At 70.0% G+C, this 26,344-nt stretch carries 25 protein-coding genes and 2 tRNA genes; 20 read left to right on the forward strand and 7 right to left on the reverse strand.

Annotation, left to right across the window (positions count from 1 at the left end):
• The 3 genes from gltX (at position 1) to NYE39_RS15900 (ending at position 1,883) form a co-directional block, all read left to right on the forward strand.
• Positions 1–1,545, forward strand: a complete 1,545-nt coding sequence (gene gltX, locus NYE39_RS15890) for a glutamate--tRNA ligase (RefSeq protein WP_341013274.1) — start codon at positions 1–3, stop codon at positions 1,543–1,545.
• Between the two features lie 94 nt (positions 1,546–1,639).
• Positions 1,640–1,711 (forward strand) — tRNA-Gln (locus NYE39_RS15895).
• Positions 1,712–1,810: 99 nt separating this feature from the next.
• Positions 1,811–1,883 (forward strand) — tRNA-Glu (locus tag NYE39_RS15900).
• A 124-nt stretch (positions 1,884–2,007) separates the two neighbouring features.
• On the opposite strand, the gene NYE39_RS15905 is transcribed toward NYE39_RS15900, so the two are convergent.
• Positions 2,008–2,316, reverse strand: a complete 309-nt coding sequence (locus tag NYE39_RS15905; RefSeq protein ID WP_341013275.1) for a hypothetical protein — start codon at positions 2,314–2,316, stop codon at positions 2,008–2,010.
• 59 nt (positions 2,317–2,375) lie between these two features.
• Positions 2,376–3,125: an IclR family transcriptional regulator gene (locus NYE39_RS15910; protein WP_072624094.1), complete on the reverse strand. Its 750-nt coding sequence runs from the start codon at positions 3,123–3,125 to the stop codon at positions 2,376–2,378.
• Between the two features lie 120 nt (positions 3,126–3,245).
• On the opposite strand from NYE39_RS15910, the gene leuC reads away from it, so the two are divergent.
• From leuC to NYE39_RS15925, 3 genes are all read left to right on the forward strand, one after another.
• Positions 3,246–4,676 carry a 3-isopropylmalate dehydratase large subunit gene (gene leuC, locus NYE39_RS15915; protein ID WP_192911691.1) on the forward strand — a complete coding sequence of 477 codons (1,431 nt, stop codon included), beginning with the start codon at positions 3,246–3,248 and terminating at the stop codon, positions 4,674–4,676.
• A gap of 3 nt (positions 4,677–4,679) precedes the next feature.
• Positions 4,680–5,273, forward strand: coding sequence for a 3-isopropylmalate dehydratase small subunit (leuD, locus tag NYE39_RS15920; protein ID WP_084449442.1), 594 nt, complete (start codon positions 4,680–4,682; stop codon positions 5,271–5,273).
• A 316-nt stretch (positions 5,274–5,589) separates the two neighbouring features.
• A complete protein-coding gene (locus NYE39_RS15925) occupies positions 5,590–6,399 on the forward strand; it encodes an HU family DNA-binding protein (protein WP_341013276.1) in 810 nt (269 codons plus the stop codon).
• Positions 6,400–6,478: 79 nt separating this feature from the next.
• Here NYE39_RS15925 and NYE39_RS15930 read toward each other — a convergent pair whose 3' ends face one another.
• Complete coding sequence (locus NYE39_RS15930; RefSeq protein WP_072624097.1) at positions 6,479–6,688, reverse strand: hypothetical protein; 210 nt, start codon at positions 6,686–6,688, stop codon at positions 6,479–6,481.
• A 78-nt stretch (positions 6,689–6,766) separates the two neighbouring features.
• Here NYE39_RS15930 and NYE39_RS15935 point away from each other — a divergent pair, with 78 nt between their 5' ends.
• Complete coding sequence (locus tag NYE39_RS15935) at positions 6,767–7,522, forward strand: lysophospholipid acyltransferase family protein (protein ID WP_341013277.1); 756 nt, start codon at positions 6,767–6,769, stop codon at positions 7,520–7,522.
• Positions 7,519–8,514, forward strand: coding sequence for an NAD(P)H-dependent glycerol-3-phosphate dehydrogenase (locus NYE39_RS15940; RefSeq protein WP_341013278.1), 996 nt, complete (start codon positions 7,519–7,521; stop codon positions 8,512–8,514). Before NYE39_RS15935 ends, NYE39_RS15940 begins: the two co-directional genes overlap by 4 nt.
• Before the next feature lie 13 nt (positions 8,515–8,527).
• On the opposite strand, the gene NYE39_RS15945 is transcribed toward NYE39_RS15940, so the two are convergent.
• Complete coding sequence (locus NYE39_RS15945; protein WP_072624099.1) at positions 8,528–9,625, reverse strand: trans-sulfuration enzyme family protein; 1,098 nt, start codon at positions 9,623–9,625, stop codon at positions 8,528–8,530.
• A gap of 31 nt (positions 9,626–9,656) precedes the next feature.
• On the opposite strand from NYE39_RS15945, the gene NYE39_RS15950 reads away from it, so the two are divergent.
• Positions 9,657–10,784 (forward strand): D-alanine--D-alanine ligase family protein, encoded by a 1,128-nt coding sequence (locus tag NYE39_RS15950; RefSeq protein ID WP_072624100.1) that lies wholly within the window; start codon positions 9,657–9,659, stop codon positions 10,782–10,784.
• Positions 10,785–10,896: 112 nt separating this feature from the next.
• Here the strand turns inward: NYE39_RS15950 and NYE39_RS15955 are convergent, their stop codons facing one another.
• On the reverse strand, positions 10,897–11,355 hold the full coding sequence (locus NYE39_RS15955) for a DUF3515 family protein (protein WP_072624101.1): 459 nt from the start codon (positions 11,353–11,355) through the stop codon (positions 10,897–10,899).
• A 55-nt stretch (positions 11,356–11,410) separates the two neighbouring features.
• On the opposite strand from NYE39_RS15955, the gene thiL reads away from it, so the two are divergent.
• The gene (gene thiL, locus NYE39_RS15960; RefSeq protein ID WP_072624102.1) at positions 11,411–12,418 is read left to right on the forward strand and encodes a thiamine-phosphate kinase; all 1,008 of its coding nucleotides are present in this window, start codon (positions 11,411–11,413) and stop codon (positions 12,416–12,418) included.
• A gap of 88 nt (positions 12,419–12,506) precedes the next feature.
• Here thiL and rpmB read toward each other — a convergent pair whose 3' ends face one another.
• Entirely contained in the window at positions 12,507–12,701 is a 195-nt protein-coding gene (gene rpmB, locus NYE39_RS15965) for a 50S ribosomal protein L28 (RefSeq protein WP_007927862.1), read from the reverse strand.
• A 191-nt stretch (positions 12,702–12,892) separates the two neighbouring features.
• Between rpmB and NYE39_RS15970 the strand changes: the two genes are divergently transcribed.
• The 10 genes from NYE39_RS15970 to NYE39_RS16015 all read left to right on the forward strand — a co-directional run bounded on the left by NYE39_RS15970 (position 12,893) and on the right by NYE39_RS16015 (position 22,550).
• Positions 12,893–14,557, forward strand: a complete 1,665-nt coding sequence (locus NYE39_RS15970; RefSeq protein WP_226283046.1) for a DAK2 domain-containing protein — start codon at positions 12,893–12,895, stop codon at positions 14,555–14,557.
• Positions 14,557–16,773, forward strand: coding sequence for an ATP-dependent DNA helicase RecG (locus NYE39_RS15975; RefSeq protein ID WP_072624103.1), 2,217 nt, complete (start codon positions 14,557–14,559; stop codon positions 16,771–16,773). The genes NYE39_RS15970 and NYE39_RS15975 overlap by 1 nt, the downstream gene beginning before the upstream one ends.
• 64 nt (positions 16,774–16,837) lie before the next feature.
• Entirely contained in the window at positions 16,838–17,413 is a 576-nt protein-coding gene (rsmD, locus tag NYE39_RS15980; RefSeq protein WP_072624104.1) for a 16S rRNA (guanine(966)-N(2))-methyltransferase RsmD, read from the forward strand.
• Positions 17,414–17,462: 49 nt separating this feature from the next.
• Positions 17,463–18,017: a hemerythrin domain-containing protein gene (locus tag NYE39_RS15985; RefSeq protein WP_072624105.1), complete on the forward strand. Its 555-nt coding sequence runs from the start codon at positions 17,463–17,465 to the stop codon at positions 18,015–18,017.
• On the forward strand, positions 18,014–18,496 hold the full coding sequence (gene coaD, locus NYE39_RS15990) for a pantetheine-phosphate adenylyltransferase (protein WP_072624106.1): 483 nt from the start codon (positions 18,014–18,016) through the stop codon (positions 18,494–18,496). Before NYE39_RS15985 ends, coaD begins: the two co-directional genes overlap by 4 nt.
• A gap of 104 nt (positions 18,497–18,600) precedes the next feature.
• Complete coding sequence (locus NYE39_RS15995; RefSeq protein ID WP_192911698.1) at positions 18,601–19,197, forward strand: YceD family protein; 597 nt, start codon at positions 18,601–18,603, stop codon at positions 19,195–19,197.
• A 1-nt stretch (position 19,198) separates the two neighbouring features.
• Positions 19,199–19,393, forward strand: coding sequence for a 50S ribosomal protein L32 (gene rpmF, locus NYE39_RS16000; protein ID WP_007927847.1), 195 nt, complete (start codon positions 19,199–19,201; stop codon positions 19,391–19,393).
• 13 nt (positions 19,394–19,406) lie between these two features.
• Positions 19,407–20,144 carry a ribonuclease III gene (gene rnc / locus NYE39_RS16005; RefSeq protein ID WP_192911699.1) on the forward strand — a complete coding sequence of 246 codons (738 nt, stop codon included), beginning with the start codon at positions 19,407–19,409 and terminating at the stop codon, positions 20,142–20,144.
• A gap of 1 nt (position 20,145) precedes the next feature.
• Entirely contained in the window at positions 20,146–21,018 is an 873-nt protein-coding gene (mutM, locus tag NYE39_RS16010) for a bifunctional DNA-formamidopyrimidine glycosylase/DNA-(apurinic or apyrimidinic site) lyase (RefSeq protein WP_192911700.1), read from the forward strand.
• Between the two features lie 182 nt (positions 21,019–21,200).
• The gene (locus NYE39_RS16015; protein ID WP_226282965.1) at positions 21,201–22,550 is read left to right on the forward strand and encodes an ISL3 family transposase; all 1,350 of its coding nucleotides are present in this window, start codon (positions 21,201–21,203) and stop codon (positions 22,548–22,550) included.
• Positions 22,551–22,577: 27 nt separating this feature from the next.
• Here NYE39_RS16015 and NYE39_RS16020 read toward each other — a convergent pair whose 3' ends face one another.
• A complete protein-coding gene (locus NYE39_RS16020; RefSeq protein WP_341013279.1) occupies positions 22,578–26,318 on the reverse strand; it encodes a YobI family P-loop NTPase in 3,741 nt (1,246 codons plus the stop codon).
• Between the last annotated feature and the right edge of the window lie 26 nt (positions 26,319–26,344).

Raw genomic sequence — 26,344 nt, forward strand, 5'->3', positions numbered from 1 at the left:
ATGAGCGACTCCTCTGCACCGACCGAGCCCACCGCCCCTCGCCTGCGCGTCGCGCCGTCGCCCACCGGCGACCCGCACGTCGGCACCGCCTACATGGCCCTGTTCAACCTCGCCTTCGCGCGACAGCAGGGTGGCCAGTTCGTCCTGCGCATCGAGGACACCGACCGGGCGCGGTTCAACGAGACGAGCGAGCAGCAGCTCTACGACACCCTCGGCTGGCTCGGGCTGCGGTGGGACGAGGGGCCCGACGTCGGCGGTCCCTACGCGCCCTACCGGCAGAGCGAGCGCCTCGAGACCTACCGGCCCTACGTCGACAAGCTCATCGAGGACGGCCGCGCCTACTACTGCTGGTGCTCCACCGAGCGCCTGACCGCGATGCGCGAGAAGCAGCAGAAGCTCAAGCTGCCCACCGGCTACGACCGCCTGTGCGTCGGCAAGACGCGTGAGGAGCGGGCCGAGCTCGAGGGCTTCAACGAGACCCCGGTCGTGCGCATGCTCGTGCCCGACGACGCGCCGACGACCTTCGAGGACGTCATCCGCGGCACCGTCTCCGCGCCGCGTCCCGACGACCAGGTGATCCTCAAGGCCGACGGCTTCCCGACCTATCACATGGCCGTCGTCGTCGACGACCACGAGATGGGCATCACCCACGTCGTCCGCGGCGAGGAGTGGATCTCCTCGACCCCCAAGCACGTGCTGCTCTACCAGTGGCTCGGGCTGACGCCGCCGAAGTTCGCGCACATGCCGCTGCTGCGCAACACCAACAAGTCGAAGATCTCCAAACGCAAGAACCCCGAGGCCCGCCTCACGTGGTTCCAGGAGCAGGGTTACCTGCCCGAGGCCGTCGTCAACTTCCTCGGCCTGCTGGCCTACCCGCCGGCGAAGGGGGAGGACGGCCAGGACGTCGAGAAGTTCACCTTCGAGGAGTTCAGCCGCGACTTCGCCTGGAGCAAGGTCAACACCGTCGGCCCGATCTTCGACCTCAAGAAGCTCGAGTGGCTCAACGGCGCATGGATCCGCGACCTCGAGCTCGAGGACTTCACCTCGCGCCTGCTTCCGTACCTGCAGGCCGACGGCGTCCTCGGCGACAACCCCTCTCTGGGGGAGCTGGCCCGGCTGAAGTCCGTCGCCGAGCTGATCCAGACGCGCATCGCGCTGCTCACCGAGGCGAGCGCCCTCGTGCGGCCCTTCTACACGGCCGACGCCGACCTGCAGATCGACGAGGACGCGCGAGCAGGCCTGAAGGACAACGCTGCCGAGGTCCTCGACGCGGCGATCGCCGCCCTCGAGTCGCTGCAGGTGCCGGCCGGAGTCCTCTCGCAGGAGAGCCGCGACGGCAACGAGTGGCACGCCGAGCGGATCGAGGCCACGCTGCGCGAGGTCATCGTCGACGGTCTGGGCATCAAGCCGCGCTTCGCCTTCGGCCCGCTGCGCACTGCCGTCTCGGGTGCGCGGATCAGCCCGCCGCTCTTCGAGTCGATGGAGATCCTGGGGCAGGCGTCGACGCTCGAGCGGCTGCGCTCGCTGCGTGCCTCGCTGGCCTGAGGCGCGATTTGGGGAGTCGCCGATCGGCGGGTAGCATCGTCTCTCGGTTCACAGGCCGCGCGGACTCCGGTCCGAAGGGTCGGTGATACCTCCTTGGGGTATGGTGTAATTGGCAACACGGCTGATTCTGGTTCAGTTGTTCTAGGTTCGAGTCCTGGTACCCCAGCGCTGAGAGCGGTTCGCCGCTCGATTTCGGAAAGAGCGCCCTTCGGGGTTAAGGTTCTCTCCGTTGCCCAGCCGGTTCGCCGGCCCGGGAAGCACACATGGCCCCGTTGTGTAGTGGCCTAGCACGCCGCCCTCTCAAGGCGGTAGCGCGGGTTCGAATCCCGTCGGGGCTACATCGGTCGAAGGCCCCCGCTCATCCGAGCGGGGGTCTTCGTCGTGCCCGGGGAGCGAGCCGCCCCAACGCTGGTCGAGGTGCGAGGGCGCCCCGCGCCCGAGCCTCGAGACCCGACCCGCGAGTCACTCGGGGCCAGAGCCGCCCGACCGGGAGCGTCGGACCTGCTGGGCTGCGACCAGCCCCCAGAAGGTGACGATGACCAGGCTCATGACCGGTCGGAACCACGTCGCGTCCGCGAAGCTCGTCCGCAGGACGGCGGACACCACGGCGAAGACGAGGAACGCGCCGATCAGGGTGAGTGCGGCGAGGACCGCCAGGGCCAGAGCCGTCGTGGTCGCGACCTGTGTCGTCCCCTCGAGCCAGAGCCCGGCCAAGGACCGGAGGGCGATCAGGACCGTCGCCGCGAGCCACCAGCGAGTGTGCGCCGTCATGCGTTAAGTGCAGCAGAGGGCGAAGGGGGAGCGCCCCCTTCGCCCTCGGTGCGTGCGCCTCACTCCGTGTCGCGGTCGGCTGCCTCCGCGGCGCGGGCGTGCTTCTCCAGGACCTCGGTCAGCTTGTTGGCGCCGGCGATGACGGTCGCGGCGTGCAGGCGACCGGGCTGGCGGGACAGGCGCTCGATCGGGCCCGAGATCGACACGGCCGCGATGACCCGGCCGGAGGGGGAGCGGACGGGGGCGGAGACCGACGCGACGCCGGCCTCGCGCTCGCCGACGCTCTGCGCCCACCCGCGACGGCGCACCGCCGAGAGCATGGTCGCGGTGAAGGCCGCCTCCTGCAGACCGCGGTGCAGGCGGTCGGGCTCCTCCCAGGCGAGGAGCACCTGGGCGGCGGAGCCGGCGTGCATCGACAGCGTCGCGCCGACGGGGATCGAGTCGCGCAGGCCGACGGGGCGCTCCGCGGCCGAGACGCACACGCGGTGCTCACCTTGGCGGCGGAAGAGCTGCGCCGACTCGTTGGTGTGGTCACGCAGCGCGCCGAGCACGGGCCCGGCGGCGACGAGGAGCTTGTCCTCGCCGGCAGAGGCGGCGAGCTCGCCCAGGCGCGGGCCGAGGACGAAGCGTCCCTGCATGTCGCGCGCGACGAGTCGGTGGTGCTCGAGGGCGACTGCGAGCCGATGCGCCGTGGGGCGTGCCAGACCTGTCGCCGCGACGAGCTGGGCGAGGGTCGAGGGACCTGCCTCGAGAGCGCCCAGCACGACTGCGGCCTTGTCCAGAACGCCGACTCCGCTACCGTTGTCCATGGAGTGATACTGACATCTCATGTCGTGAGACGCAAGATCCGGGGCCCCCGGGACGTGCGAATCTCGAGGTGAGAGACCGTCCACACACCGTGGCACCACCGCTGGGATGGGAAGAGAGAGATGGCTGGAACGCTGGCCGAGAAGGTCTGGGACGCACACGTCGTCCGACGCAACGACGGGGAGCCCGACCTCCTCTACATCGACCTGCACCTCCTGCACGAGGTGACGAGCCCGCAGGCCTTCGAGGGACTGCGCATCGCCGGCCGGCCGGTCCGCCGCCCCGACCTCACGCTCGCGACCGAGGACCACAACGTCCCGACGACGCCGGGCCCGATCACCGACCCGGTGAGCAAGATCCAGGTCGAGACGCTGCGGGACAACTGCGCCGAGTTCGGCGTGCAGATCTATCCCATGGGTGACGCCGAGCAGGGCATCGTCCACGTCGTCGGCCCGCAGCTCGGGCTCACCCAGCCGGGCACCACCGTCGTCTGCGGCGACAGCCACACGAGCACCCACGGCGCCTTCGGTGCGCTCGCCTTCGGCATCGGCACGAGCGAGGTCGAGCACGTGCTCGCCACGCAGACCCTCTCGCTCAACCCCTTCAAGACCATGGCGATCAACGTCACCGGTCAGCTGCAGCCGGGCGTCACGGCCAAGGACATCATCCTCGCCGTCATCGCCAAGATCGGCACGGGCGGCGGGCAGGGCTACGTCCTCGAGTACCGCGGCGAGGCCATCGAGGCACTGTCGATGGAAGCTCGCATGACCGTGTGCAACATGTCGATCGAGGCCGGTGCCCGCGCCGGCATGATCGCGCCCGACGAGACGACCTTCGAATACCTCAAGGGCCGTGACCACGCGCCGACGGGCGCCGACTGGGACGCCGCCGTCGAGGCCTGGCGCGAGCTGCGCACCGACGACGACGCGGTCTTCGACGCCGAGGTCGACATCGACGCCTCGACACTCACCCCCTTCGTCACGTGGGGCACCAACCCCGGCCAGGGCTCGCCCCTCGGCGAGGCCGTGCCCGACCCGGAGGCCATGGGCGACGACAACGAGCGCGTCGCTGCGGCAAAGGCACTCGAGTACATGGGGCTGACCGCCGGCACCCCGCTGCGCGAGGTCGCCGTCGACACCGTCTTCGTCGGCTCGTGCACCAACGGTCGCATCGAGGACCTGCGCGCCGCGGCCGAGGTCATCAAGGGCCGCCACGTCGCCGAGTCCGTCCGCATGCTCGTCGTGCCCGGCTCCGCCCGCGTGCGACTGCAGGCCGAGGGGGAGGGCCTGGACAAGGTCTTCACCGAAGCCGGCGCCGAGTGGCGCCTGCCCGGCTGCTCGATGTGCCTGGGGATGAACCCCGACACCCTCGCGCCCGGCGAGCGCTCCGCCTCGACGAGCAACCGCAACTTCGAGGGCCGCCAGGGCAAGGGCGGGCGCACCCATCTCGTCAGCCCGCTCGTCGCCGCGGCCACTGCCGTGCGCGGCACGCTGTCGAGCCCGGCCGACCTCGACGCCCTGCCCGCCACCGACCTCGTCACCGAAGGGGCCTGAGCCATGGACGCATTCACCACGCACACCGGCACCGGTGTCCCGCTGCGTCGCAGCAATGTCGACACCGACCAGATCATCCCCGCGGTCTACCTCAAGCGCGTCTCCCGCACGGGCTTCGAGGACGGGCTCTTCGCGGCCTGGCGCGGTGATGAGACCTTCGTGCTCAACCAGCCCGCCTACCGCGACGGCTCCGTGCTCGTCGCCGGCCCCGACTTCGGCACCGGCTCCTCGCGAGAGCACGCCGTGTGGGCGCTCAAGGACTACGGCTTCCGCGTCGTCATCTCCTCGCGCTTCGCCGACATCTTCCGCGGCAACTCGAGCAAGCAGGGTCTGCTCGCCGCCCAGGTGAGCCAGGACGACGTCGAGCTGCTGTGGAAGTACCTCGAGAACACCCCCGGTGCCGAGATCACCGTCGACCTCACCGCGCGGACCGTCACCGCCGGCGACATCGTCTGTGCCTTCCACGTCGACGACTACACGCGCTGGCGCCTGCTCGAGGGTCTCGACGACATCGGCCTCACCCTGCGTCACGAGCAGGACATCACCGATTTCGAGTCGACCCGGCCGAGCTGGAAGCCGACGACGACGCCTGTCTGACCGGCGTGTCGGTGCCGCGATGACGAAGGGGGTGCCGCGGCACCCCCTTCGTCGTGCCGTCCTCGTGCGGCTGCGGTCGTGACGTCACACCTTGATCCAATCCCGTTGTGCTGCAGGTCAACCCATCGCACGACGAAGGGAGGGTCACGCACCCGGCGCGGTGGGCCGACGTCGAAAGCGCTTGTGCGGCAAGAAAAGGCGACGTCGAAATGACCCACTGGGGCTTCCGACGCCAATACCGTCGGAACAGGTCGGGTGTACGGCTCGGCCTTCCCAGCCGGGGGACGACCGGCGCCGTACCGCTACGGGAGTGACCGTGAACAAGGCAGAACTCGTCAAGGCTCTCGAGGAGAGGCTCGGCAGCCGGAAGGCCGCCCAGGAAGCGCTGGAGGTCGTGCTCGACACGATCGTCCGTGAGGTCGCCAAGGGGGGCCGCGTCGCCATCACCGGATTCGGCACCTTCGAGAAGGCGGCGCGCGCTGCCCGTACCGGCCGCAACCCCCGCACGGGTGAGGTCGTCAAGATCAAGAAGACCTCCGTCCCGCGCTTCAAGGCCGGCACGAGCTTCAAGGGCTATGTGGCCGACCCGCGTTCGCTGCCCAAGGCGGCGCCGGCCGCGGCTCGTGCTGCCGCCGGCACCGTGACGAGCGCGGCCGCGGCTGCGAGCGGCACGGCGATGTCGATCGCCGAGGGAGCCCTCTCCGCCGGACGCAAGCCGAAGAAGGCCTCGACCACCAAGAGCACGGCGAAGAAGTCCACGCCGGCGAAGAAGTCGGCTCCGGCCAAGAAGGCCTCGACCGCCAAGAAGAGCACGGCGAAGAAGGCCACACCCGCGAAGAAGTCCACCGCCAAGAAGTCCACCACGGCGAAGAAGGCCACACCCGCGAAGAAGTCCACCGCCAAGAAGTCCACCACGGCGAAGAAGACGTCGGCGGCGAAGACCTCGACGCCGGCCACGACGACGACCGCGAAGAAGTCCACGGCGAAGAAGTCGACCCCCGCCAAGAAGACCACGGCGAAGAAGACGTCGGCGGCGAAGAAGACGACCCCCGCCAAGAAGACGGCTGCGACCAAGAAGACCACGGCAGCCAAGACGACGGCGAGCTCCTCCGGCAGCAACAGCTGACCACGTGCGACGAGGGCCGGCGACCACCACGGTCGTCGGCCCTCGTCGTGCCGGCGCTGCTCGCGCCGAGCGGTCAGCGTCAGCCGATCGTCTCGCCGTCGCCGATGCCGACGATCCACAGCCGCGTGACGACTCCCTCCGACACCGTGATGCTCACGCGCTGGCCCGGGCGCACGAAGCGCAGCGAGCTGGCGGCGAAGACCTCGGGCGTGGCCGCGAGGCGCACGCCCTCGTCGGTGACGACGACGGTGCCGTCGTCGGGGCTGTGGGAGAAGACCGTCGCTTGCACATGCCGAGCGTATCCGTGGCCTAGGGTGATCACGCCGCGAGAGCATCGCACCGAGGCCGCACAGCAAGAAGAGGTGACATGGTCGTCCACCGCACGCACACGCCCGTGATGTACCGCGTGGCCGCCGGGCTGCTGCGTGGCGCGATGCGCGTCGTGGCCCGCTACGAGGTGAGCGGTCTGGAGCACGTGCCCGAGCAGGGCGGCTTCCTCATCACCCCCAACCACATCTCGCACGTCGACCCCTTCCCGTGGGCGCACGTGCTCTACAACCGCGGCTACAGCCCGGTCTACCTGGCCAAGAGCACGCTCTTCGACACCCCGGTCGTCGGCTGGGTGCTGCGCCACGCCAAGCAGGTGCGCGTCGACCGCGAGACCTCCACCGCCGGCGCCGCCCTCGTTCATGCCGTCCGCGCCCTCGACGAGGGGGAATGCGTCGTCGTCTACCCCGAGGGGTCGCTCACCCGCGACCCCGACCTGTGGCCCATGCGCGGCAAGACGGGTGCCGCGCGCCTGGCGCTGCAGTCCGGCGCGCCGGTGATCCCGGTCGCGCAGTGGGGCCCGCAGGAACTGTTGCCGCGCTACGCCAAGCGGCCTCGGCTGTCGCGTCACCGCCGACTCATGCAGGTGCGCTTCGGGCCGCCCGTCGACCTGGGCGACCTGCGTGACCAACCGCTGAACGCCCCGACGGTCACCGCTGCCACGGCGCGCATCATGGCGGCGATCACCACCGAGCTCGAGGTGCTGCGCGGTGAGCGTGCGCCCGCCGAGCGCTTCGACCCGAAAGCCCACGGCCTGCGCGTCACGGGCGACTACCTATCAGGAGAGCAGTCGTGAGCCACATCGCAGTCTTCGGAGCCGGCAGCTGGGGCACCGCCTTCGCCTCGATCCTCGCCGACGGCGGCAACGACGTGCGGGTCTGGGGTCGACGCCCCGAGCTCGTCGAGCAGCTCAACCGCGGGGTCAACGACGACTACCTGCCGGGCGTGCAACTCCCGGGTGGCATCAGCGCGTCGACGGACCCGGCCGAGGTCACCGAGGGCGCCGAGATCGTCATCCTGTCGGTGCCGTCGCAGTCGCTGCGCACCAACCTCACCGAGTGGGCGCCGCTCCTCGGCGACAAGATCGTCGTCTCGCTGATGAAGGGCATCGAGCTCGGCACGACGAAGCGGATGAGCGAGGTCATCCACGAGGTCGCCGGGGTCCCGGCCGAGCGGATCGGGGTCGTGAGCGGGCCCAACCTCGCCCGCGAGATCGTCCAGCGCCAGCCCGCCGCCACGGTCGTCGCCTGCCCCGACGTCTCCGCCGCCGACCGGGTCGCCGCGGCCTGCTCGACGAGCTACTTCCGCCCCTACACGAGCCAGGACGTCGTCGGTGCCGAGCTCGGGGGAGCGGTCAAGAACGTCATCGCCCTCGCCGTCGGCATGGCCGCCGGCCTCGGCTTCGGCGACAACACCAAGGCCACGCTCATCACCCGGGGCCTGGCCGAGACCACCCGCCTGGCGATGGCCCTCGGCGCCGACCCCCGCACGATGGCCGGGCTGGCCGGCGTCGGTGACCTCATCGCGACGTGCATGTCGCCGCTCTCGCGCAACCACTCCTTCGGCGTCAAGCTCGGCGAGGGCCTGTCCGTCGCCCAGGTCACCGAGGTCACCAAGCAGACCGCCGAGGGTGTGAAGTCCTGCGCCTCGATCCTCGACCTCGCCCGCGCCCACGGCGTCGACGTGCCCATCACCGAGATGGTCAACCGCGTTGTCCACGAGGACTTCGCCCCCGCCGACATGGTCGAGGTCCTGCTCGCCCGCGCCCGCAAGCACGAGACCGAGTAGCCCCCCGGTCCCCTCAGATCCGGTCGAGGGCCTGCTTCAGGTCGGCCCAGAGGTCGTCGACGTCCTCGACGCCGACCGACAGGCGCACCAGGCCGACGGGCACGGCCTCGGGCTCGCCGGGCTGGCGGCGGCGGCGCTCGAGCTGGGACTCGACGCCGCCCAGGCTCGTCGAGGGCGACCAGATGCGGGTGCCGGCCGCGAGGGCCTCGGCCGCGGCGGCGTCGTCGCCGTCACCGGCGACCTCGACCGAGACGATCGCTCCCCAGCCGGGGTAGCGCACGCGCGAGACCCGCGGGTGGGTGGCCAGGCGCTCGGCGAGGTCGGCCGCATTGGCGCACGCCCGCTCCAGACGAAGGGAGAGCGTGCGCAGCCCGCGCAGGGCGAGCCACGCCTCCATCGGTCCGGCGATCGCCCCACCCAGGGTGCGGTGGCGGGCCAGCCGGGCGTGCAGCTCCCGTCCCGCGTCGGTGTCGGGGGTGACCGTCAGGCCGAGGATGACGTCGGAGTGACCGGAGAGGTACTTCGTCGCCGAGTGCACGACCACGTCGGCACCGTCCTCCAGCGGCCGCTGCAGCAGCGGCGTGGCGAAGGTGTTGTCGACGACGACGAGAGCACCCGCCTCGTGCGCGGCCGCGGTCAGACCGGCGATGTCGGCGACCTCGAGCAGCGGGTTGGACGGCGACTCCAGCCACAGCAGGTCCGCGCCGGGCAGGGCCGCGGTCGTCGCGGCGTCATCGGTGACGTCGACCCACCGCACGTCGAGCCGACCGTCGCGCTGCGCCTCGGTGAGCGTGACCACGACGCCGTTGTAGGCAGCCGCCGGTGCGACGACGACGCCCCCCACGGGGACGAGCGAGAGCGCCGCCTGCACCGCGGCCATGCCGGAGGAGTAGAGGAGCGCGTCGCCCCCTTCGAGCTCGCCGACGGCCTCCTCGAAGGGGGTCCACGTCGGGTTGTCGACCCGCGCGTAGTTGACCGGCCCGTCCTGGATGTACGTCGAGGTGAAGGTCACGGGCGGGTTGAGCGGCGCGCCCGGCACCCGCTCGGGCCGGCCGAGGGCGACGACCCGGGTGCGGGGGGAGAGGGGCTGCGCGGCGTCATGGTGCTCCATGGTGGCGAGGCTAGGCGTTAGTCTCTCCCCGATGAGCAGCCAGTCCAGCCGCAAGCCCCGCGTCGCCGTCGTCTTCGGCGGGCGCTCCTCCGAGCACGCCGTCTCGTGCGCCACGGCCGCGGGCGTGCTGCGCGCGATCGACCGTGACGCCTACGACGTCGTGCCCGTCGGCATCACCCGCGAGGGCGCCTGGGTCCTGGCGAGCGACGACCCCGAGGCGCTGGCGCTCACGCCTGGCCACACCCCCGAGGTCACCGACACCGGCGCCGCCGTCATCCTCCCGACCCGCGTCGGCGACTCGACCCTCACGGTGCACCGCACCGGTCAGGCACTCGAGGCGCTCGGTGAGGTCGACGTCGTCTTCCCGCTGCTGCACGGCCCCTACGGCGAGGACGGCACTCTTCAGGGCATGCTCGAGCTCGCCGACATCCGCTACGTCGGGTCCGGGGTCCTGGCCTCGGCGGCCGGCATGGACAAGCACTACATGAAGGTCGTCTTCGCCGGTGCCGGCCTGCCGGTCGGTCCCTACACGGTCATCACCGACGCCCAGTGGCGCCGGGACAAGGCGGCCGCGATGGACGCGGTCAACGCGCTGACCTTCCCCGTCTTCGTCAAGCCCTGTCGTGCCGGCTCGTCCATGGGCGTGTCCAAGGTCGATCGCCCCGAGGGGCTCGAGGCGGCCATCGAGGCCGCCCGCGAGCACGACCTCAAGGTCATCGTCGAGTCCGGCATCGTCGGGCGCGAGATCGAGTGCGCCGTCCTCCAGGGGCGGGGGCTCGACGCGCCGCGCACCTCGCTGCCGGGCGAGATCGTCGTCGAGGCCGGGCACGGGCACGACTTCTACGACTTCGAGGCCAAGTACCTCGACGAGGCCTCGGTCGTCCTCTCCTGCCCCGCCGACCTGCCTGCTGGTGCGGCCGACGAGGTCCGTCGCCTGGCCGCGTCCGCCTTCGAGTCGCTCGCCTGCGAGGGTCTGGCCCGTGTCGACTGCTTCGTCACCGAGGGCGGCGAGGTCGTCATCAACGAGATCAACACGATGCCCGGCTTCACGCCGCACTCGATGTACCCGCGCATGTGGGACGCCAGCGGCGTGGCCTACCCGCAGCTCGTCGACGAGCTCATCCAGCTCGCCCTCGAGCGGCCCGTCGGCCTGCGCTGACCCTCCCTTGGCCCGCATTGCCGTAGGGCAATGCGCGGGGAGGCCGCATTGCCGTAGGGCAATGTGCGGGGAGACCGCATTGCCGTAGGGCAATGCGGAGCGAGGAGGTGGCTCAGGCGCACTCGCGGCCGTTGGTCGGCAGCTCCTCGACGGCGTCGCTGAAGGCCGGCAGCAGCAGCGGCCCCGGGCCGTGCTCGTCGGGCACGATGACCTCGATCGCCGGGTCGTGCCCGTAGGTCGTCAGACGGGTCCCGTCGCCGAGCTCCTCGGCCACCCACCCGATCTCGTCGACGACGACGCACTGCTCCTGCGTCGGTCCCAGGGCGGGCATCCCGCACCGCGCGACGATCGCCGGGTCGCCCCACGCCCGCACGCCGGGGTCGGCCGGGTCGGTCTCGCGGACCTCGAGGTCGTTGAGCGTGGACGGCCAGTGCTTCGCCGCGGCGACGCACGGCGGGCTGTCGGCGGCGTCGGGCACGGCCACCCCGACCGCGCCGCCGCACCCGGCGAGCAGCAGGGGCACGGTGCAGCCCAGCGCGAGGAGGGCACGAGGTCGGCGGGTGGTGGGCACGGCCGGGAGGCTACCGTGCGGTGCTGACCCCCTTCGCCTCGATGGAGCGTGACCGATGCCCGCCACCCGCCTGTCCGACCTGTCCGAGGCGGACCTCCTCGCCCGCCTCTTCCCGGTCTACGCGGGGGCGAAGGGAGGCACCGCCGACGTGGTCATCGGGCCGGGGGACGACGCCGCGGTGCTGGCCGCGCCGGGTGGTTCGGTAGTCCTCACGACCGACACGATGGTGCGGGGCCGCGACTGGCGTGACGACTGGTCGTCGCCGCACGAGGTCGGCCACAAGGCCGTCGTGCAAAACGTCGCCGACATCGCGGCGATGGGTGCCACGCCCACGGGGCTGCTCGTCGCGCTCGCCGCCGACCCGGCCACCGAGGTCGACTGGGCGCTCGGTCTGGCCGAGGGCATCGCCGCGGCCGCGCGCGAGGCCTCGGCGCCGGTCCTCGGCGGTGACCTGTCCTCTGCCGGCCCGGGCACGGTCATGGTGGCGATCACCGCGGTCGGCGACCTCGGCGGTCGCGCCGCGGTCCGTCGCGACGGTGCCCGCCCCGGCGATGTCGTCGCGGTCTGCGGCACGCTCGGCCGCTCCGGCGGTGGGCTGCAACTGCTCCTCGCCGATCGGGGGCGCACCCACGACGCCCCTGACGCGATGTCGGCCCACCGTGTCGTGCACGACCTGTGCCTGGCCCACCGGACCGCCGGTCGACCGCCGTGGGAGCAGGGCCCGGTCGCCGCCGACGCCGGCGCGACCTCGATGATCGACCTGTCCGACGGGCTCGTGCGCGACCTGGGTCGCATCGCCCGGGCGAGCGGGGTGGGTGTCGAGCTGGACGGCGAGGCTCTGCGGGAGCACGCGGCCGGGCCGCTCACCGAGGCGCTCGGCGCCGACGAGGCGATGCGCCAGGTGCTGTCCGGGGGAGAGGAGCACTCGCTCGTGGCGACCTTCGCGCCGGGCGAGGTGCCGACGGGCTGGCACCTGCTCGGTCGGTGCACGGCCGGGGCGCCGGCGGTCCTCGTCGACGGGGCGGTGCCCGTGGTCACCGGGTGGGACCACTTCCGGGGGTGACCCCCTTCGTCCCGACGGCATCGGCCTCGGGCACGAAAAAGCCGCCGTCCCCGTGAGGGGGAGCGGCGGCGATGTCGTCAGGCTCGGGTCAGCGCTTGACCTTGCCGGCCTTGAGGCACGAGGTGCAGACGTTGAGACGCTTCGGGGTCACCCCGGCGTCGCCCACCTTGGCCCGAACGCGCTGGATGTTCGGGTTCCAGCGACGCTTGGTGCGGCGGTGCGAGTGCGAGATGGAGTGTCCGAAGGACGGTCCCTTGCCGCAGACGTCGCAGTTGGCAGCCACGGGTATCTCCTGTGTTCGTCAGTCAGTGAGTGGTGCGCCCGGGCTGTCCACCACGAAGGGGGGACCCGTCACCGGGCAACCGGTACAGAGTAGCCGAGGTGGGACCGCAGAGACAAAACGGCGTCACCGGGCCGTCTCGGTCCGTGCCACATCGTGCCGCAGGCCCCGCCCTGGCGCACGTCTCCACTAACGTGACCGACGTGCTGGAGGTCCTCGACGTCGACTCCGTCCGCCGGTGGGTGGTCATGACCCGCGCGGCCCTCGCGGCGCGCCGCACCGAGATCGACGCGCTCAACGTCTACCCGGTGCCCGACGGCGACACCGGCACCAACATGTACCTCACCCTCGACGAGGCCCTCGCGGGTGCGATGCGCGAGCAGGAGGCCCTCGGGGTCGTCGGCGAGGCGCCGCTCGCGGTGGAGGTCGCGGTGATGTCGCGCTCCGCGCTGATGTCGGCCCGGGGCAACTCCGGCGTGATCCTCAGCCAGCTCGTGCGCGGCGTGAGCGAGGTCGTCTCCTCCGAGAGCCTCGACGAGGTCGACGCGGCTGCCGTCGGCCGGGCCGTGCGCCAGGGGGCACGACGGGCCCGCGAGAGCGTCGTGCGCCCGCAGGAGGGCACGATCCTCACCGTCGCCGACGCCACCGCCGACGCGGTCGAGGCAGCCCTCGTCGGTGGCGCCACCCTCGGCGAGGTGACCCGCGCTGCGGTCGAGGCGGCCCGCGCCGCACTGGCCCGCACCCCCGAGCAGCTGCAGGTGCTGCGCGACGCCGGGGTCGTCGACGCCGGGGGAGCGGGCTACCTGCTCTTCGTCGAGGCGCTCGACCAGGTCGTCCACGAGCAGGGTGCGCCCACGCAGTACGCCGTCGACGACTTCACCCTCAACCCCTCGCTCGAGCGGCGGCCCGACTGGTCCTCCTCCGGTGCCGGGGCGGTCACCGAGCCGGGGCGGCACGAGGGACCGGCCTACGAGGTGATGTACCTCCTGCACGACGTCGCCGACGACGACGTGGCACGGCTGCGGCAGCGCCTGGACGAGATCGGCGACAGCGTCGTCGTCTCGACCGCGTGGGACCTCACCAACGTCCACGTCCACACCGACGACATCGGCGCCGCGCTCGAGGCCGGCCTGCTGCACGCCGCGCCGCAGCGCGTCGCGGTGACCCTCCTCGAGACCGTCGACCGGGCGCCGCGGGCGGGCGTGTCGATCGTCGCGTGCGCCGCGGGGCCCGGCATCGCCCGGGTGCTCGAGGCCGCGGGCGCCGTCACGGTGCCCTCGGGCCCGGGGCGACGGGCCTCGGCGGGGGAGATCGTCGCCGCGGTGCGCGAGGCAGGCACAAACGAGGTCATCCTCCTGCCCAACGACCGCGACACCCGCCTGGCCGCCGATGCCGCGGCCCATGCCGCCGAGCAGGAGGGGCGCCGGGTGCACGTCATCGGCTCGGGCACTGCCGTGCAGGGGCTGGCCGCCGTCGCCGTGCACGACCCCACGCTGCCCACGCACCACAACGTCCTCGCGATGACCCATGCCGCCGCGGCGACCCGGCACGGCGCGCTGACGATCGCCGTCAAGGCCGGGCTGACGAGCGGCGGCATGTGTGCCGTCGGCGACGTCCTCGGCATCGTGAGCGGCGACATCACGATCGTCGGGTCCGACGTCGACGAGGTCGCCCACGAGGTGCTCGACGGCATCCTCGCCCCCGGCACCGAGCTGGTGACGCTCGTCGTCGGTGCCGACGCGCCCGACGGTCTCGTCGGCCGGCTCGAGCGGTGGATCGAGGAGCGCCGTGACGGCATCGAGGTCCAGGTCGTCGACGGGGGGCAGCCGCACTACCTGCTCCTGCTCGGGGCCGAGTAGTGGCGACCGAGGAGACCAGGCTCAAGGGCCTGCTCGGCGGCCAGGCGGCGAGCAAGCTGGCCAAGCACCGCGACATCGAGACCGTCGGCGACCTGCTCGCCTTCGCGCCGCGTCGCTACCGCACCGCCGAGGCCGACCTCGGCCACCCCGCGGTCGGCGACTTCCTCGTGGCGGTCGCGAGGGTCGAGTCGGCGAGCACGCGGCAGATGGCCAAGCGCCGCGGGCGCATGCTCGAGGCGACGATCACCGACGGTCGTTCGCACATGAGGGTGACCTTCTTCGACGCGCGCGGTCACGAGCACAAGCTCGTTGCCGGCCGCGAGCTGCTCTTCGCGGGGACGGTCTCGCAGTTCCGCGGGCAGACGCAGCTGGCCCACCCCGGCTACGCCACGCTCGAGGAGGCGGCCGCCCTCGGCGAGCTCGGCGACGCCGACCACACCGGGCTCATCCCGATCTACCGGCACGTACCCGGCGTCCATCCGTGGACCATCACCCGCTGCGTGCGGCTCGTCCTCGGCCAGCTCGATGGGGTCGTCGACACGATCCCCGAGATCCTGCGGAGCAAGCGCGACCTGCTCGACCGGGCCGGCGCCCTTCGCGCCCTGCACGCCCCACGCGACCACGGTGAGGTCGACGCGGCCCGTCGCCACCTGCGCTACGAGGAGGCCCTCGTCCTGCAGAGCCTGCTCGGGCAGCGTCGGATCGCCGCCGCGGCGGTGGCGACCCGGGGCCGCTCGGCGCGCGACGGCGGACTGCTCGCCGAGTTCGACGCGCGCCTGCCCTTCGAGCTGACCGCCGGCCAGCAGCAGGTGAGCGCCGAGATCCTCGGCGAGATGGCCCGGCCGACCCCGATGCAGCGGCTGCTGCAGGGCGAGGTCGGTTCCGGCAAGACCGTCGTCGCCCTGCGCGCCATGCTCGCCGCGGTCGACTCCGGCGGGCAGGCGGCCCTGCTCGCGCCCACCGAGGTGCTCGCGGCGCAGCACGCCGGCTCGATCCGCGCCATGCTCGGCGACCTCGCCGAGGCCGGGATGCTCGGCGGCGCCGAGCAGGCCACCCGGGTCACGCTGCTCACCGGCTCGATGTCGGCCGCCCGGCGCAAGCAGGCGATGCTCGACATCGCCTCCGGCGACGCCGGCATCGTCATCGGCACCCACGCCCTGCTCGAGGAGAAGGTGACCTTCGCCGACCTCGCGCTCGTCGTCGTCGACGAGCAGCACCGCTTCGGCGTCGAGCAGCGCGACGCGCTGCGGGCGAAGGGGAGGACGCCTCCCCACGTGCTCGTCATGACCGCGACCCCGATCCCGCGCACCGTCGCGATGACCGTCTTCGGCGACATGGAGACCTCGACGCTGCGCGAGCTGCCACGGGGCCGGCAGCCGATCACGACGCACGTCGTCCCGACGCAGAAGCCCGGGTGGGTCGACCGGACGTGGCAGCGCGTCGCCGAGGAGGTCGCCGCCGGCCGGCAGGCCTACGTCGTCTGCCCCCGCATCGGCGGCGACGGTCCCGACGACCTCGACGGCATCGACCTCGTCGACGAGCACGGGCCGGCCGACGACGAGGCCGACGGCGAGCGGGTCGAGGAGCCGGAGGCGCCCCAACGACCGCTCGCGGCCGTCGAGGAGGTCATCGAGACGCTGCGTGCCCACCCCGCCCTCGAGGGTCTGACCCTGGCCGCGCTCCACGGGCGGATGGCACCGGACGACAAGGACGCCGTCATGGCCGCCTTCAGCTCCGGCGGCATCGACGTGCTCGTCTCGACGACGGTCATCGAGGTCGGCGTCGACGTGCCCAATGCCTCGACGATGGTCATCCTCGACGCCGATCGCTTCGGCGTCTCGCAGCTGCACCAGCTGCGTGGCCGCGTCGGTCGCGGGGGCGACCCCGGCGTGTGCCTGCTCATGACGGCCACCGAGAGCGACGTGGCCGGGGAGCGTCTCGCAGCGGTCGCCCGCAGCTCCGACGGCTTCGAGCTGGCGCGGCTCGACCTCGAGCTGCGGCGGGAGGGTGACGTGCTCGGCCGGGCCCAGCACGGCGCACGCAACCACCTGCAGCACCTGTCCGTGCTGCGCGACGAGGCGATCATCGAGCTGGCCCGTGAGGACGCCCAGGCACTCCTCGCCGACGACCCCGAGCTCGCGGCCCACCCGCAGCTGCGTGCCCGGGTCGACGACTGGGCCGACGAGGAGCAGGCCGCCTACCTCGAAAAGGGGTGAGTCACCCCCTTCGTCCTTGCGGGGTGGTTGGTCCCCACGGCCGGCGATGGCGCATCATGGGGGCGTGACTCGGATCATCAGCGGCGAGGCCGGCGGGCGGCGACTGCGCACGCCCGCGGGCGACGGCACCCGGCCCACCACCGACCGTGTGCGCGAGGCGCTCTTCTCCTCGCTCGAGGCGCGCGGCGTCATCGACGGCGCCCATGTCATGGACCTCTACGCCGGCTCCGGGGCCCTCGGCCTCGAGGCGGCCAGCCGCGGTGCGGCGAGCGTGCTGCTCGTCGAGTCCGACCGCGGGGCGTCCGCGACGATCCGCGCCAACATCTCCGACCTCGGCGTCGCCGGGGCGCGGCTGCAGTCCTGCTCCGTCGAGCAGGCGCTCGACCGGCCGGCCTCGCTGATGTACGACCTCGTTCTCGCCGACCCGCCCTACGACGTCACCGAGGAGTCGCTCGGCGCGGTCCTCGAGATGCTCCTCGCCCACCAGTGGCTCGCGCAGGAGCCGGTCATCGTCATCGAGCGCTCGTCGCGCTCGCCGGAGCCGACCTGGCCCGACGGGATCGTCGCCGAGGGGTCGAAGTCCTACGGCGAGACGACCTTGTGGTTCGCGACCCGGGTCGCGCCCGACTACCAGATCTGAGCGCCCCGCATCCCGCCGCGGGCCCGGTGCATCCGGTAGGAATGGGGGCATGAGCGACTACACGATCCCGCGCCCGGCCGCTGGGGACATCACCGACCTCATCGCCGACGACCACCGGCTCTTCGAGGACCTCATGCGCGACATGCGTGATGTCAGCGCCGACCGCGACGGGGCCCGCAGCGCATTCGCCGCGGTGCTCATCGCGCACAGCGAGGCCGAGGAGGAGGTCGTCTATCCCAAGCTCGTCCGACGCGATGTCATCGAGGGCGAGGAGGAGCACCACGGGGAGAAGGAGCACGCTGCGACCAACGAGGCGCTGCTCCACCTGCTGCAGGCCAAGGGCACCGACACCCAGAAGTTCGACGACGCCGTGGAGGCGGTCGCCGAGGTGCTCAACCACCACATCGGCGAGGAGGAGCAGACCATCCTCAACCCGGCTCGCGAGGACGCCTCCGAGGAGCTGCGCCAGCAGCTGGGTGCCGGCTGGGCCGCCCGACGCAACGAGCTGCTCGAGGACGGCGCCGGGTCGCTCGAGCAGGTCGAGTCGCTGGTGAAGCAGGCCTACGAGGACGGGCTCCTGCCCAACGACGACCAGCCGTCGTGACGCGCGCTGTCTGCCCGGGCTCCTACGACCCGGTGACCGTCGGCCACGTCGACGTCTTCCGCCGGGGCGCCACGCTCTTCGACGAGGTCGTCGTGGCGATCCTGCACAACCCCGCGAAGCAGGGGACCTTCACCGTCGACGAGCGGGTCGCCCTCATCGAGGCGCAGGTGGCCGACCTCGACAACGTGCGGGTGCAGGCCTTCGCCAACCGGCTGATCGTGGACGTGTGCACCGAGCTCGAGGCCCGGGTGCTGCTCAAGGGCCTGCGCGGGGAGACCGACTTCTCCTACGAGTGGCCGATGGCGCTCATGAACCGTCATCTCACCGGTGTCGAGACCCTCTTCATCCCCGGCGACCCGCGCCACGAGCACGTCTCCTCCTCGTTGGTCAAGGAGGTCGCGCGCTTCGGCGGCGACGTCACCGGTCTCGTCTCCGACGAGGTGCGCGACGCCCTCGTCGAGCGTCTGCCCCGGCCCTGAGGCCCACTCCCTTCGTCGGTTTGGGACGAAAGGGGGATCGCCGGTAGTCTGGTGCGTCGGTCTACGTCGTCGTGTCGTGGACCGTTCTGTCGGAGACTGGAGCCATGAACCGCAACGCCCCCGCCTCGCCCCTGGTGCTCGATGCCAAGGATGTGGGCCGCCGACCCGGGTCGATGCACGAAGTGTCGCTCCAGGCCGACGCACCCGCCGACTTCGGCACGGATGTGCTGTCCGTCCCGCAGGGCCAGCCCATGGACCTGCAGGCGCGGATGGAGTCCGTGCACGAGGGCGTGCTGGTGAGCGGGACGGTCTCTGCCATGGCGACGGGTGCCTGCGTGCGGTGCCTGGACGAGATCGACCTGCCGGTCGACAGCTCGTTCCAGGAGCTGTTCGTCTGGCCCGATCGGGCGAAGCACCACCGCGAGGTGGACGCGGAGGCCGACGAGGAGGAAGAGCACTGGATCGAGGACGACATGATCGATCTCGAGCCGGTGCTGCGGGACGCGGTTCTGCCGAACCTGCCGTTCCAACCGGTGTGCCGGGACGACTGTCCGGGACTGTGCTCCGAGTGCGGAGCCAGGCTCGAGGACGACCCGGAGCACCACCACGAGCTGATCGACCCCCGGTGGGCGGCACTCGAGGCGCTTGCGCCTCTGGCCACCCCGTCGGGGGATGAGGACAACGAAGAGAAGAGGAACTGACGTGGCCGTCCCGAAGCGGAAGATGTCGCGCTCCAACACCCGTAGCCGTCGGGCGAACTGGAAGGCGACGCCCACCGCGCTGTCGACCTGCCCGCAGTGCAAGTCGCCCGCGCCGGCCCACCAGGCCTGCCCGAGCTGCGGTACCTACAAGGGTCGCTACTACGCGACCGCGGACCGCACCGAGCACCAGGCCTGAGCCACCTGTCGCAATGAGCGACAGGACCTCACCGGAGCAGCGGCCCGTCGAGGAGCTCTCCCGATACCTCACCGAGGTGACCGGGGAGCCCGTCGACGAGCCGCTGCTCACGCGTGCCCTCACCCACCGGTCGTTCTCCTACGAGAACGGCGGGCTGCCGCACAACGAGCGCCTGGAGTTCCTCGGCGACTCGGTGCTCGGCCTCGTCGTCACCGACCACCTGCACGGCGCTCACCCCGACCTCAGCGAGGGTGAGCTGGCCAAGCTGCGGGCGGCGGTGGTCAACATGCGTGCCCTCGCCGACGTCGGGCGCACCATCGGCCTGGGCGACTTCGTCATGCTCGGCAAGGGCGAGGAGAGCACCGGCGGTCGCGACAAGGACTCGATCCTCGCGGACACCGTCGAGGCGGTCATCGGCGCGGTCTACCTCTCCACGGCCAAACCCGGCGGTCTCGATGCCGCGAGCCGGCTGGTCCACTCCCTCCTGGACCCGCTGATGAAGCACTCCGCGACCCTCGGCGCGGGACTCGACTGGAAGACCTCGCTGCAGGAGGTCGCGGCGACGCAGGACCTCGGCGCGGTCCAGTACCGCACCAGCGACGAGGGTCCCGACCACGACAAGACCTTCACCGCCGAGGTCCTCGTCGGTGAGCAGGTGCGCGGGCGTGGTGCCGGCCGCACCAAGAAGGTCGCCGAGCAGAAGGCAGCCGCCGACGCCTACGCGGCGCTCACGGCCGACCAGCCGGCCTGACGTGCCGGAGCTGCCCGAGGTCGAGGTCGTCCGTCGCGGCCTGGCCGACCACGTGAGTGGCCGCACCCTCGAGCACGTCGTCCTCACGGGGGAGCGGGTCGCGCGACGTCACGTGCCCGGTCCTCGCGACCTCGAGGACCGCCTCGCCGGGCGAGCGGTCACCGGCGCCCACCGCCGGGGCAAGTACCTGTGGCTCGCCCTCGCCGATGCGCCCGACGCCGTCCCCGACGAGGGGCTGATCGTCCACCTCGGCATGAGCGGGCAGATGCTCGTCACCGATCCTGCCGACCCACTGGCCAAGCACACGCACGGGCGTCTGGTCTTCACCGACGGCGGGCACGAGCTGCGCTTCGTCGACCAGCGCACCTTCGGCGGCTTCGCCCTGGCCGACCTCGTCGACGGCGTGCCGAGCACCGTCGCCCACATCGCGCTCGACCCCTTCGACCCGGGCTACGACCGCGACGCCGTCGTGCGCGACATCAAGCGTCGACGCAGCGGCATCAAGCGGGTCCTGCTCAACCAGACGGTCGTGTCGGGCATCGGCAACATCTACGCCGACGAGGCCCTGTGGCGGGCGGGGGTCCACGGGGAGCGGCTGGCCTCCTCGCTGACCAAGCCGGCCATCGCCCGGCTGCTCGACCATGCCCGCGACGTCATGGCGCAGGCACTCGACCAGGGCGGCACGAGCTTCGATGCGCTCTACGTCAACGTCAACGGCGCCTCGGGCTACTTCGACCGGTCGCTCGCCGCCTACGGCCAGGAGGGCCGCCCCTGTCCACGGTGTGGCACGACGATGCGTCGCGAGCAGTTCATGAACCGCAGCTCGACCAGCTGCCCCCGCTGCCAGGTGCGGCCGCGGGCGGCCCGGGGCTGACCCTCTTTGCCACGCGGACAATGGCCCGCGACAACTCTCGCTCTGAGTGCCGGTCAAAGTGGCTCTTCACCGATGAGTGTGGGGTGAGCGCGACGCGCCGGTGCGTGGGGTAAGGGTGGAAAGGGTCGAGGCCCTCGAAGATCAGAGGACTCTTACCTCTCCTGATCGCAAGGACCTCGACGATGCCCGAGCCTACGTTGTGCTGCCGTGTGCGCGGCGGCTACTGCGACCGTTGCGACGTGCTCGTCGGACTACCCGGGCTGCATGTGATCGCTGTCGAGCAGCACGGTGACGACCGGTTAGTCGTGACGGTGGAGTCGGCTCCGGAGCCGATGGGATGCCGCTCCTGCGGGGTCATCGCCCGCGGCCACGGACGGGTGGAGGTGCGCCTGGTCGACGCGCCGGCGTTTGGCCGGCCGGTGCGGATCATCTGGCGCAAGCGCCGCTGGCTGTGCCTGGAGCCCGCGTGCGGGGTCGGCTCGTTCGTGGAGCAGGACGACGCTGTCGCGACGCCTCGCGGGTTGTTGACGGCCCGGGCGTGCCGGTGGGCGATCGAGCAGATCCGCCGCGAGCACGCCAGCGTCAACGGGGTACGGCGCCAGCTCGGGACAGGGTGGCGGACCGTGTGGGAGTCGATCCGGCCGCTGCTGCAGGCCGCAGCCGACGACGTGTCGCGCTTCGAGGGGGTCGCGATCCTCGGGGTCGATGAACATGTGTGGCATCACGTCTCGACCAAGCCGATCGAGGACGGCGGACGCGGCCCGAAGGAGCTGACCGGGATGGTCGACCTGACCCGTGATGCGGGCGGGCGCACCAGGGCCCGGCTGCTCGACCTCGTCCCGGGTCGCTCCGGCGCCGTGTACAAGGACTGGCTCGACCAGCGCGGCCAGGCCTTCCGAGCCCGGGTCGAGGTGGCCACGCTGGACCCGTTCCACGGGTACAAGAACGCGATCGACGACCAGCTCGAGGACGCCCGCTCGGTCCTGGACGCCTTCCACGTCGTCAAGCTCGCCACCGCCGTCGTCGACGACGTCCGCCGACGTGTCCAGCAGCAGATCCACGGCCACCGAGGCCGCAAGAACGACCCGCTGTACCGGATCCGCAACATCCTGCGCGCCGGCGCCGAGAACCTCACCGAGCGACAACGCGCCCGGCTCGAGGCGGCGTGGGCTGCCGACGAACGCCACCTCGAGGTCGAGGTCGCCTGGGTGTGCGCCCAGCAGGTCCGCTCCGCCTACCACCAGGCCACTCATGCTGCCGGGCGAGCGGTCGCCGAGAAGATCCTCCACACCTTCGCCTCATGCCCGATCCCCGAGGTCGCCCGCCTGGGCAAGACCCTGAACACCTGGCGCCGCGAGTTCCTCGGCTACTTCGACACCAACGGCGCCAACAACGGCGGCACCGAAGCCATCAACGGCCTCATTGAGCTCCACCGCCGCGTAGCCCGCGGCTTTCGCAACCGCGACAACTACCGCCTCCGCATGCTCCTCATCGGCGGCGGCCTCAACCTACGACCCCACACTCATCGGTGAAGAGCCGTCAAAGTCGGAGAGAGATGCCTATGCGATTCGCAGCTTCCACCGCCCTCTGGGCTGCCTGCCAGGTTGTGGGACGATCATGTCCGAACGCTTCAAGTAATTCAGAACGGCCTCCAGCGACGGCGTGTCGCTAACCTCGAACTTCTGGCTCGCAGTCCCTGCGAATCCAATGAAGTCGCCGGACATACTGCCTAGGATCTGCATTGCCGTACCTGCCCTGATCGAATCAGATTGCTCCTTTAGTTGCCACACGACATCTTCATGGTCACGGACAGCTGGGGCGATGAGTAGGAGTGCGTCCGTGGGCAACAAGACACGCAAGGTCCGTGCTGCCGACGCTGCCGCGACTAGGAATGACTGATCCTCGGTGGGAGCGAACTCGACCAGCCGCTCAAGAAGCGCACGCCTCGTTGCTTCCGGGAAGGTGTTTCCGCGCACGACCTCCTCGGCGTGACTTTGGACTAACGCCGGGGTGATAAACGATTTGGCATTGGTGGACACTCGCAGGGCGGGGCCAATGGACGCCCAACCAGCACCCGAGAAGTGAGCGAAAGTCACTTCGGTGTCCTCGATGACGTGTGCCCGCAGCAGCTCTGCTAGTAGCTCATCAGGACTCGACTCGACCTCGCTGAGATCAAAGCTGGGGCCGTTCGGCGCTTCCAGCATCTGCTTGGCCAGTTGCACACGCTGTCGCGGTTGGAGCACAGTTTGCGCGTTCAGCAGCAAGGCGACCAAGGGCTCAATCTGGTCTTCGGTCGCGTCCTCCACGTTGATGATATCGACGACCGCCCCATCATCGTCCGTGAGCAACGCTGCGAGCGCATCGTCCACGCCGATCTTGGTCACGTATGCCTCAAGATTCGTGAAGTTCGGTACGACGCACAGCCGCTCAACCACCGTCGCCCACGCAGTCTGCTCCACCACGGTGATGTCAGGCAGCGCCGCGCTTTCGGCGCTGGCATCCAAGAATGCGTCCATCTGATCGGCCGACCACTCTTCGAGCTGCGCGTTGACGACCTGAGCGAGGACCTCGGGGGACGCGCAGCTACTGGTTGTTTGCTCATCACTCTCGACCAGCGACAGGTAGCCTTCGACGTTCTCGGCGCAGTGCTGCCAGACCACTGTCTTGGCCATAAGGTTGTCCGCAGAGATCGGTGCTTCGTCTGGCAACGTCGCCGCGGCCCGAAGGTTGCTGGCGTCAAGCGTGTATCGCTTCGCGTCGACCACCAGATTCTGGAGCTCCGGCGAGAGCGCGCGAAGGTTAGGGACGCTGGGCAGCGCAGCCGTCAGGAAGGCGAAAAGAGTCTTCATAGGCACACCACGCTGAGTCTCGCAGAACGCAGGGATCTTCGCGTGCAGACGTGCGATGAGTGCTCGTGCGTTGTCATCGAGCTCGAAGGTCTCGAAACTCGGTGCGCTCCGCAAGGCAGCGTTGAGCAGACTCACGTTCGTCTCGTCGCCGTCGATCGTGCCTTCGGAGGCAATGAAGCTGAACAGTCCTGACCATGGCTTGGCAGCCAGCCGCGAGACCAGATCTCCACTATGACTTGTCGGCATATTGAGATAGGTCGAGAGGAACTGATGGCCATCCGCGTTGTGCGGTCGCGCCAGGAAGTCGATGAGATGGATCGATGTCGAGGCATCGATGGTCATGAGGTGATTTACGATGTCGATGTTGAGAGCACTCCGCGTGCCAAGGAAATCGGCGGGTGCCTGCGCCAGGACGTTCCCGACCGCCCCGGGAGTCGTGAATTCGAACTGAGTGTCTATCTCATTGGGCCACACGCTGTTCCGGAAGAACTTCGCAACGTCCACGCCTAAGAACTCACCGTAGAAGACAGTCGCATACTCGGCGTAAAACCGATCGATGTACCCTTGCTTGACCAGGTCGATAGCGAGCTTTGACGGGAGAGTTTGTTCGGCGATCGCTCTGAACGTTTGATCCTTGTATTCGTAGCGCTCATCGTCCACGAGGCTCTTGAAGTCCGCACCACGCAGCGTCGCGATCTCTACGTCGATCTCACCTAACCGGCTCACGTCGGATGGCGGCAATTCCAGCCAGCTAGCTGAATCCGAGGCTTCTGGGAATAGCAAGGCAAGGTTGTTTCGATCAAGCCGGACGACCTCGTTATGCCCCGAATGGTGCTGGAAAGACATGTCCACCGACCCGGATCGCCCAATTGGTTGCCAGAATGTTGGCTCGCTGGTCGCCGCTACATCGAGCTCGTTGTTGCCGACCTTTGCTGATTTGAGCGTCATGCGCGAGACTCTCTGCAACGCCTCAAGCCGCTGGCTGAGATGGACCGAAAGGTCCCGTTGTTTCTGTAGCTTCGTCACTCCGCGCACCAGGTCGGCTCGCTCATTCCGCAGGATCCTGATCGACTCGTCCACCAGATCGCGGCGTGACTTATCCAACGTGTCGAGGGCGCTGCCTCGATGGGGAAGTGCTTCAAAATCCGCGAGGTGGAAGTTTTTGTAGACGACGAGTGCGAATAGTCGATCGGCCGTTAGCCCAGGAGCGAGCTTGTCTACTTCGACCCACAGCAAACGTTCTGCGTAGACTACGAACTCATTGCCGATGTTGATCATCAAACGCATGTCGGTCGTGTGACGCGCCACGATGTCGATGAGACCATGTTCTACATTCGTGCCCTTGGGGAGCTTCAGCTTTCCGAGTTCATTTAGAAAGTGGTCACGTGCGTTGCTGTGGGAAAGGAAAGGCACCACCGGAACAACTATCTCGAAGAACTTTGTCCGATTAGCGCGCTCTACCGCTTCGGCCGCGGTGTCCTTTTTCTTGTCCGCCGCCGATTTGGAGGTGTCCGTAGTTGAATCCTCGTTCTGCCGGTTCTCCGCCTCGTCCTTCTCCTGCTGCTCGTCACCGAGCTTCTCGAACAAGCTGTCCTTGATCGCGTAGACGAACCTGAGCGGCCGGTCCGGGCGGCCCTTCCAGTGGGCGGAGCTGTTGACCAGAGTGTTCAGTTCGCGCAGCGAGTCGAAGATCCGCGGGTCATCGAACCGATCAAGGTCCTCGAATACGACGATGTCTGGCTCAGTGGCTTCAAAGAACGTGATCAGCTCGTCGAGGTATTTGTCGAAGAACGAGTCGCTCTTACCCTCCAACGCGATCGAGGCTCCTCCGGCCGACACTTGAGCCACTACGCGATTGCCGATGTACCAACGTGCGGCCCACAGCATCCCCAGTACGAGAAAGAACAACGTAGCCATCGGTAGCCAATAGTTGTCAGTCCCGAGGGAATCCTTGATAGGACGCAATCCGAACAGCCAAAGTAGGCCGACGAGAACCACCGCAACGGCGAGCGCGTCGAGACCGGCTCGCCACCATCTCAACCGCGGCGTCCTCGCGAACTCCGAACTACGGACCTCGCCGGGCTTCGCCCGGTACACCAATTGCTTGACGAGCTCCTTCTGAATCCGGTTCGTCAGGTCTTCGCCCTTGTCGGGCCCGAGCGTGTTGATGCTGATGCGTAGGACCTTCTTGGAAGAAGCCTTCTTGCGCTTCTTCTTGGTCGTCTTCGCCACCTCCTCAGAGCTCTCGTTCCCGGGATCCTCGCTCTCAGGGGTCTCCTGGCCCTGAATGAACTCGTCGAGGATGCTCGACTTGCCGGCCCCGTAACGACCGGTGAGCGCGATGTTCTTGTTCCGCGGATCAGAGACGGCTGCGTTCAACCGGGACACGTAGGTCTGGTGGTGATCCTCGTTGTACTCCGGGGCAAGCGATCGCAGTTCGATGTCCGTCACTCTGTCTCCATCTTCCGCTCCGAGGG

It is taken from the genome of Janibacter sp. FSL W8-0316 (assembly GCF_038004165.1).
GTDB lineage: Bacteria > Actinomycetota > Actinomycetes > Actinomycetales > Dermatophilaceae > Janibacter > Janibacter indicus.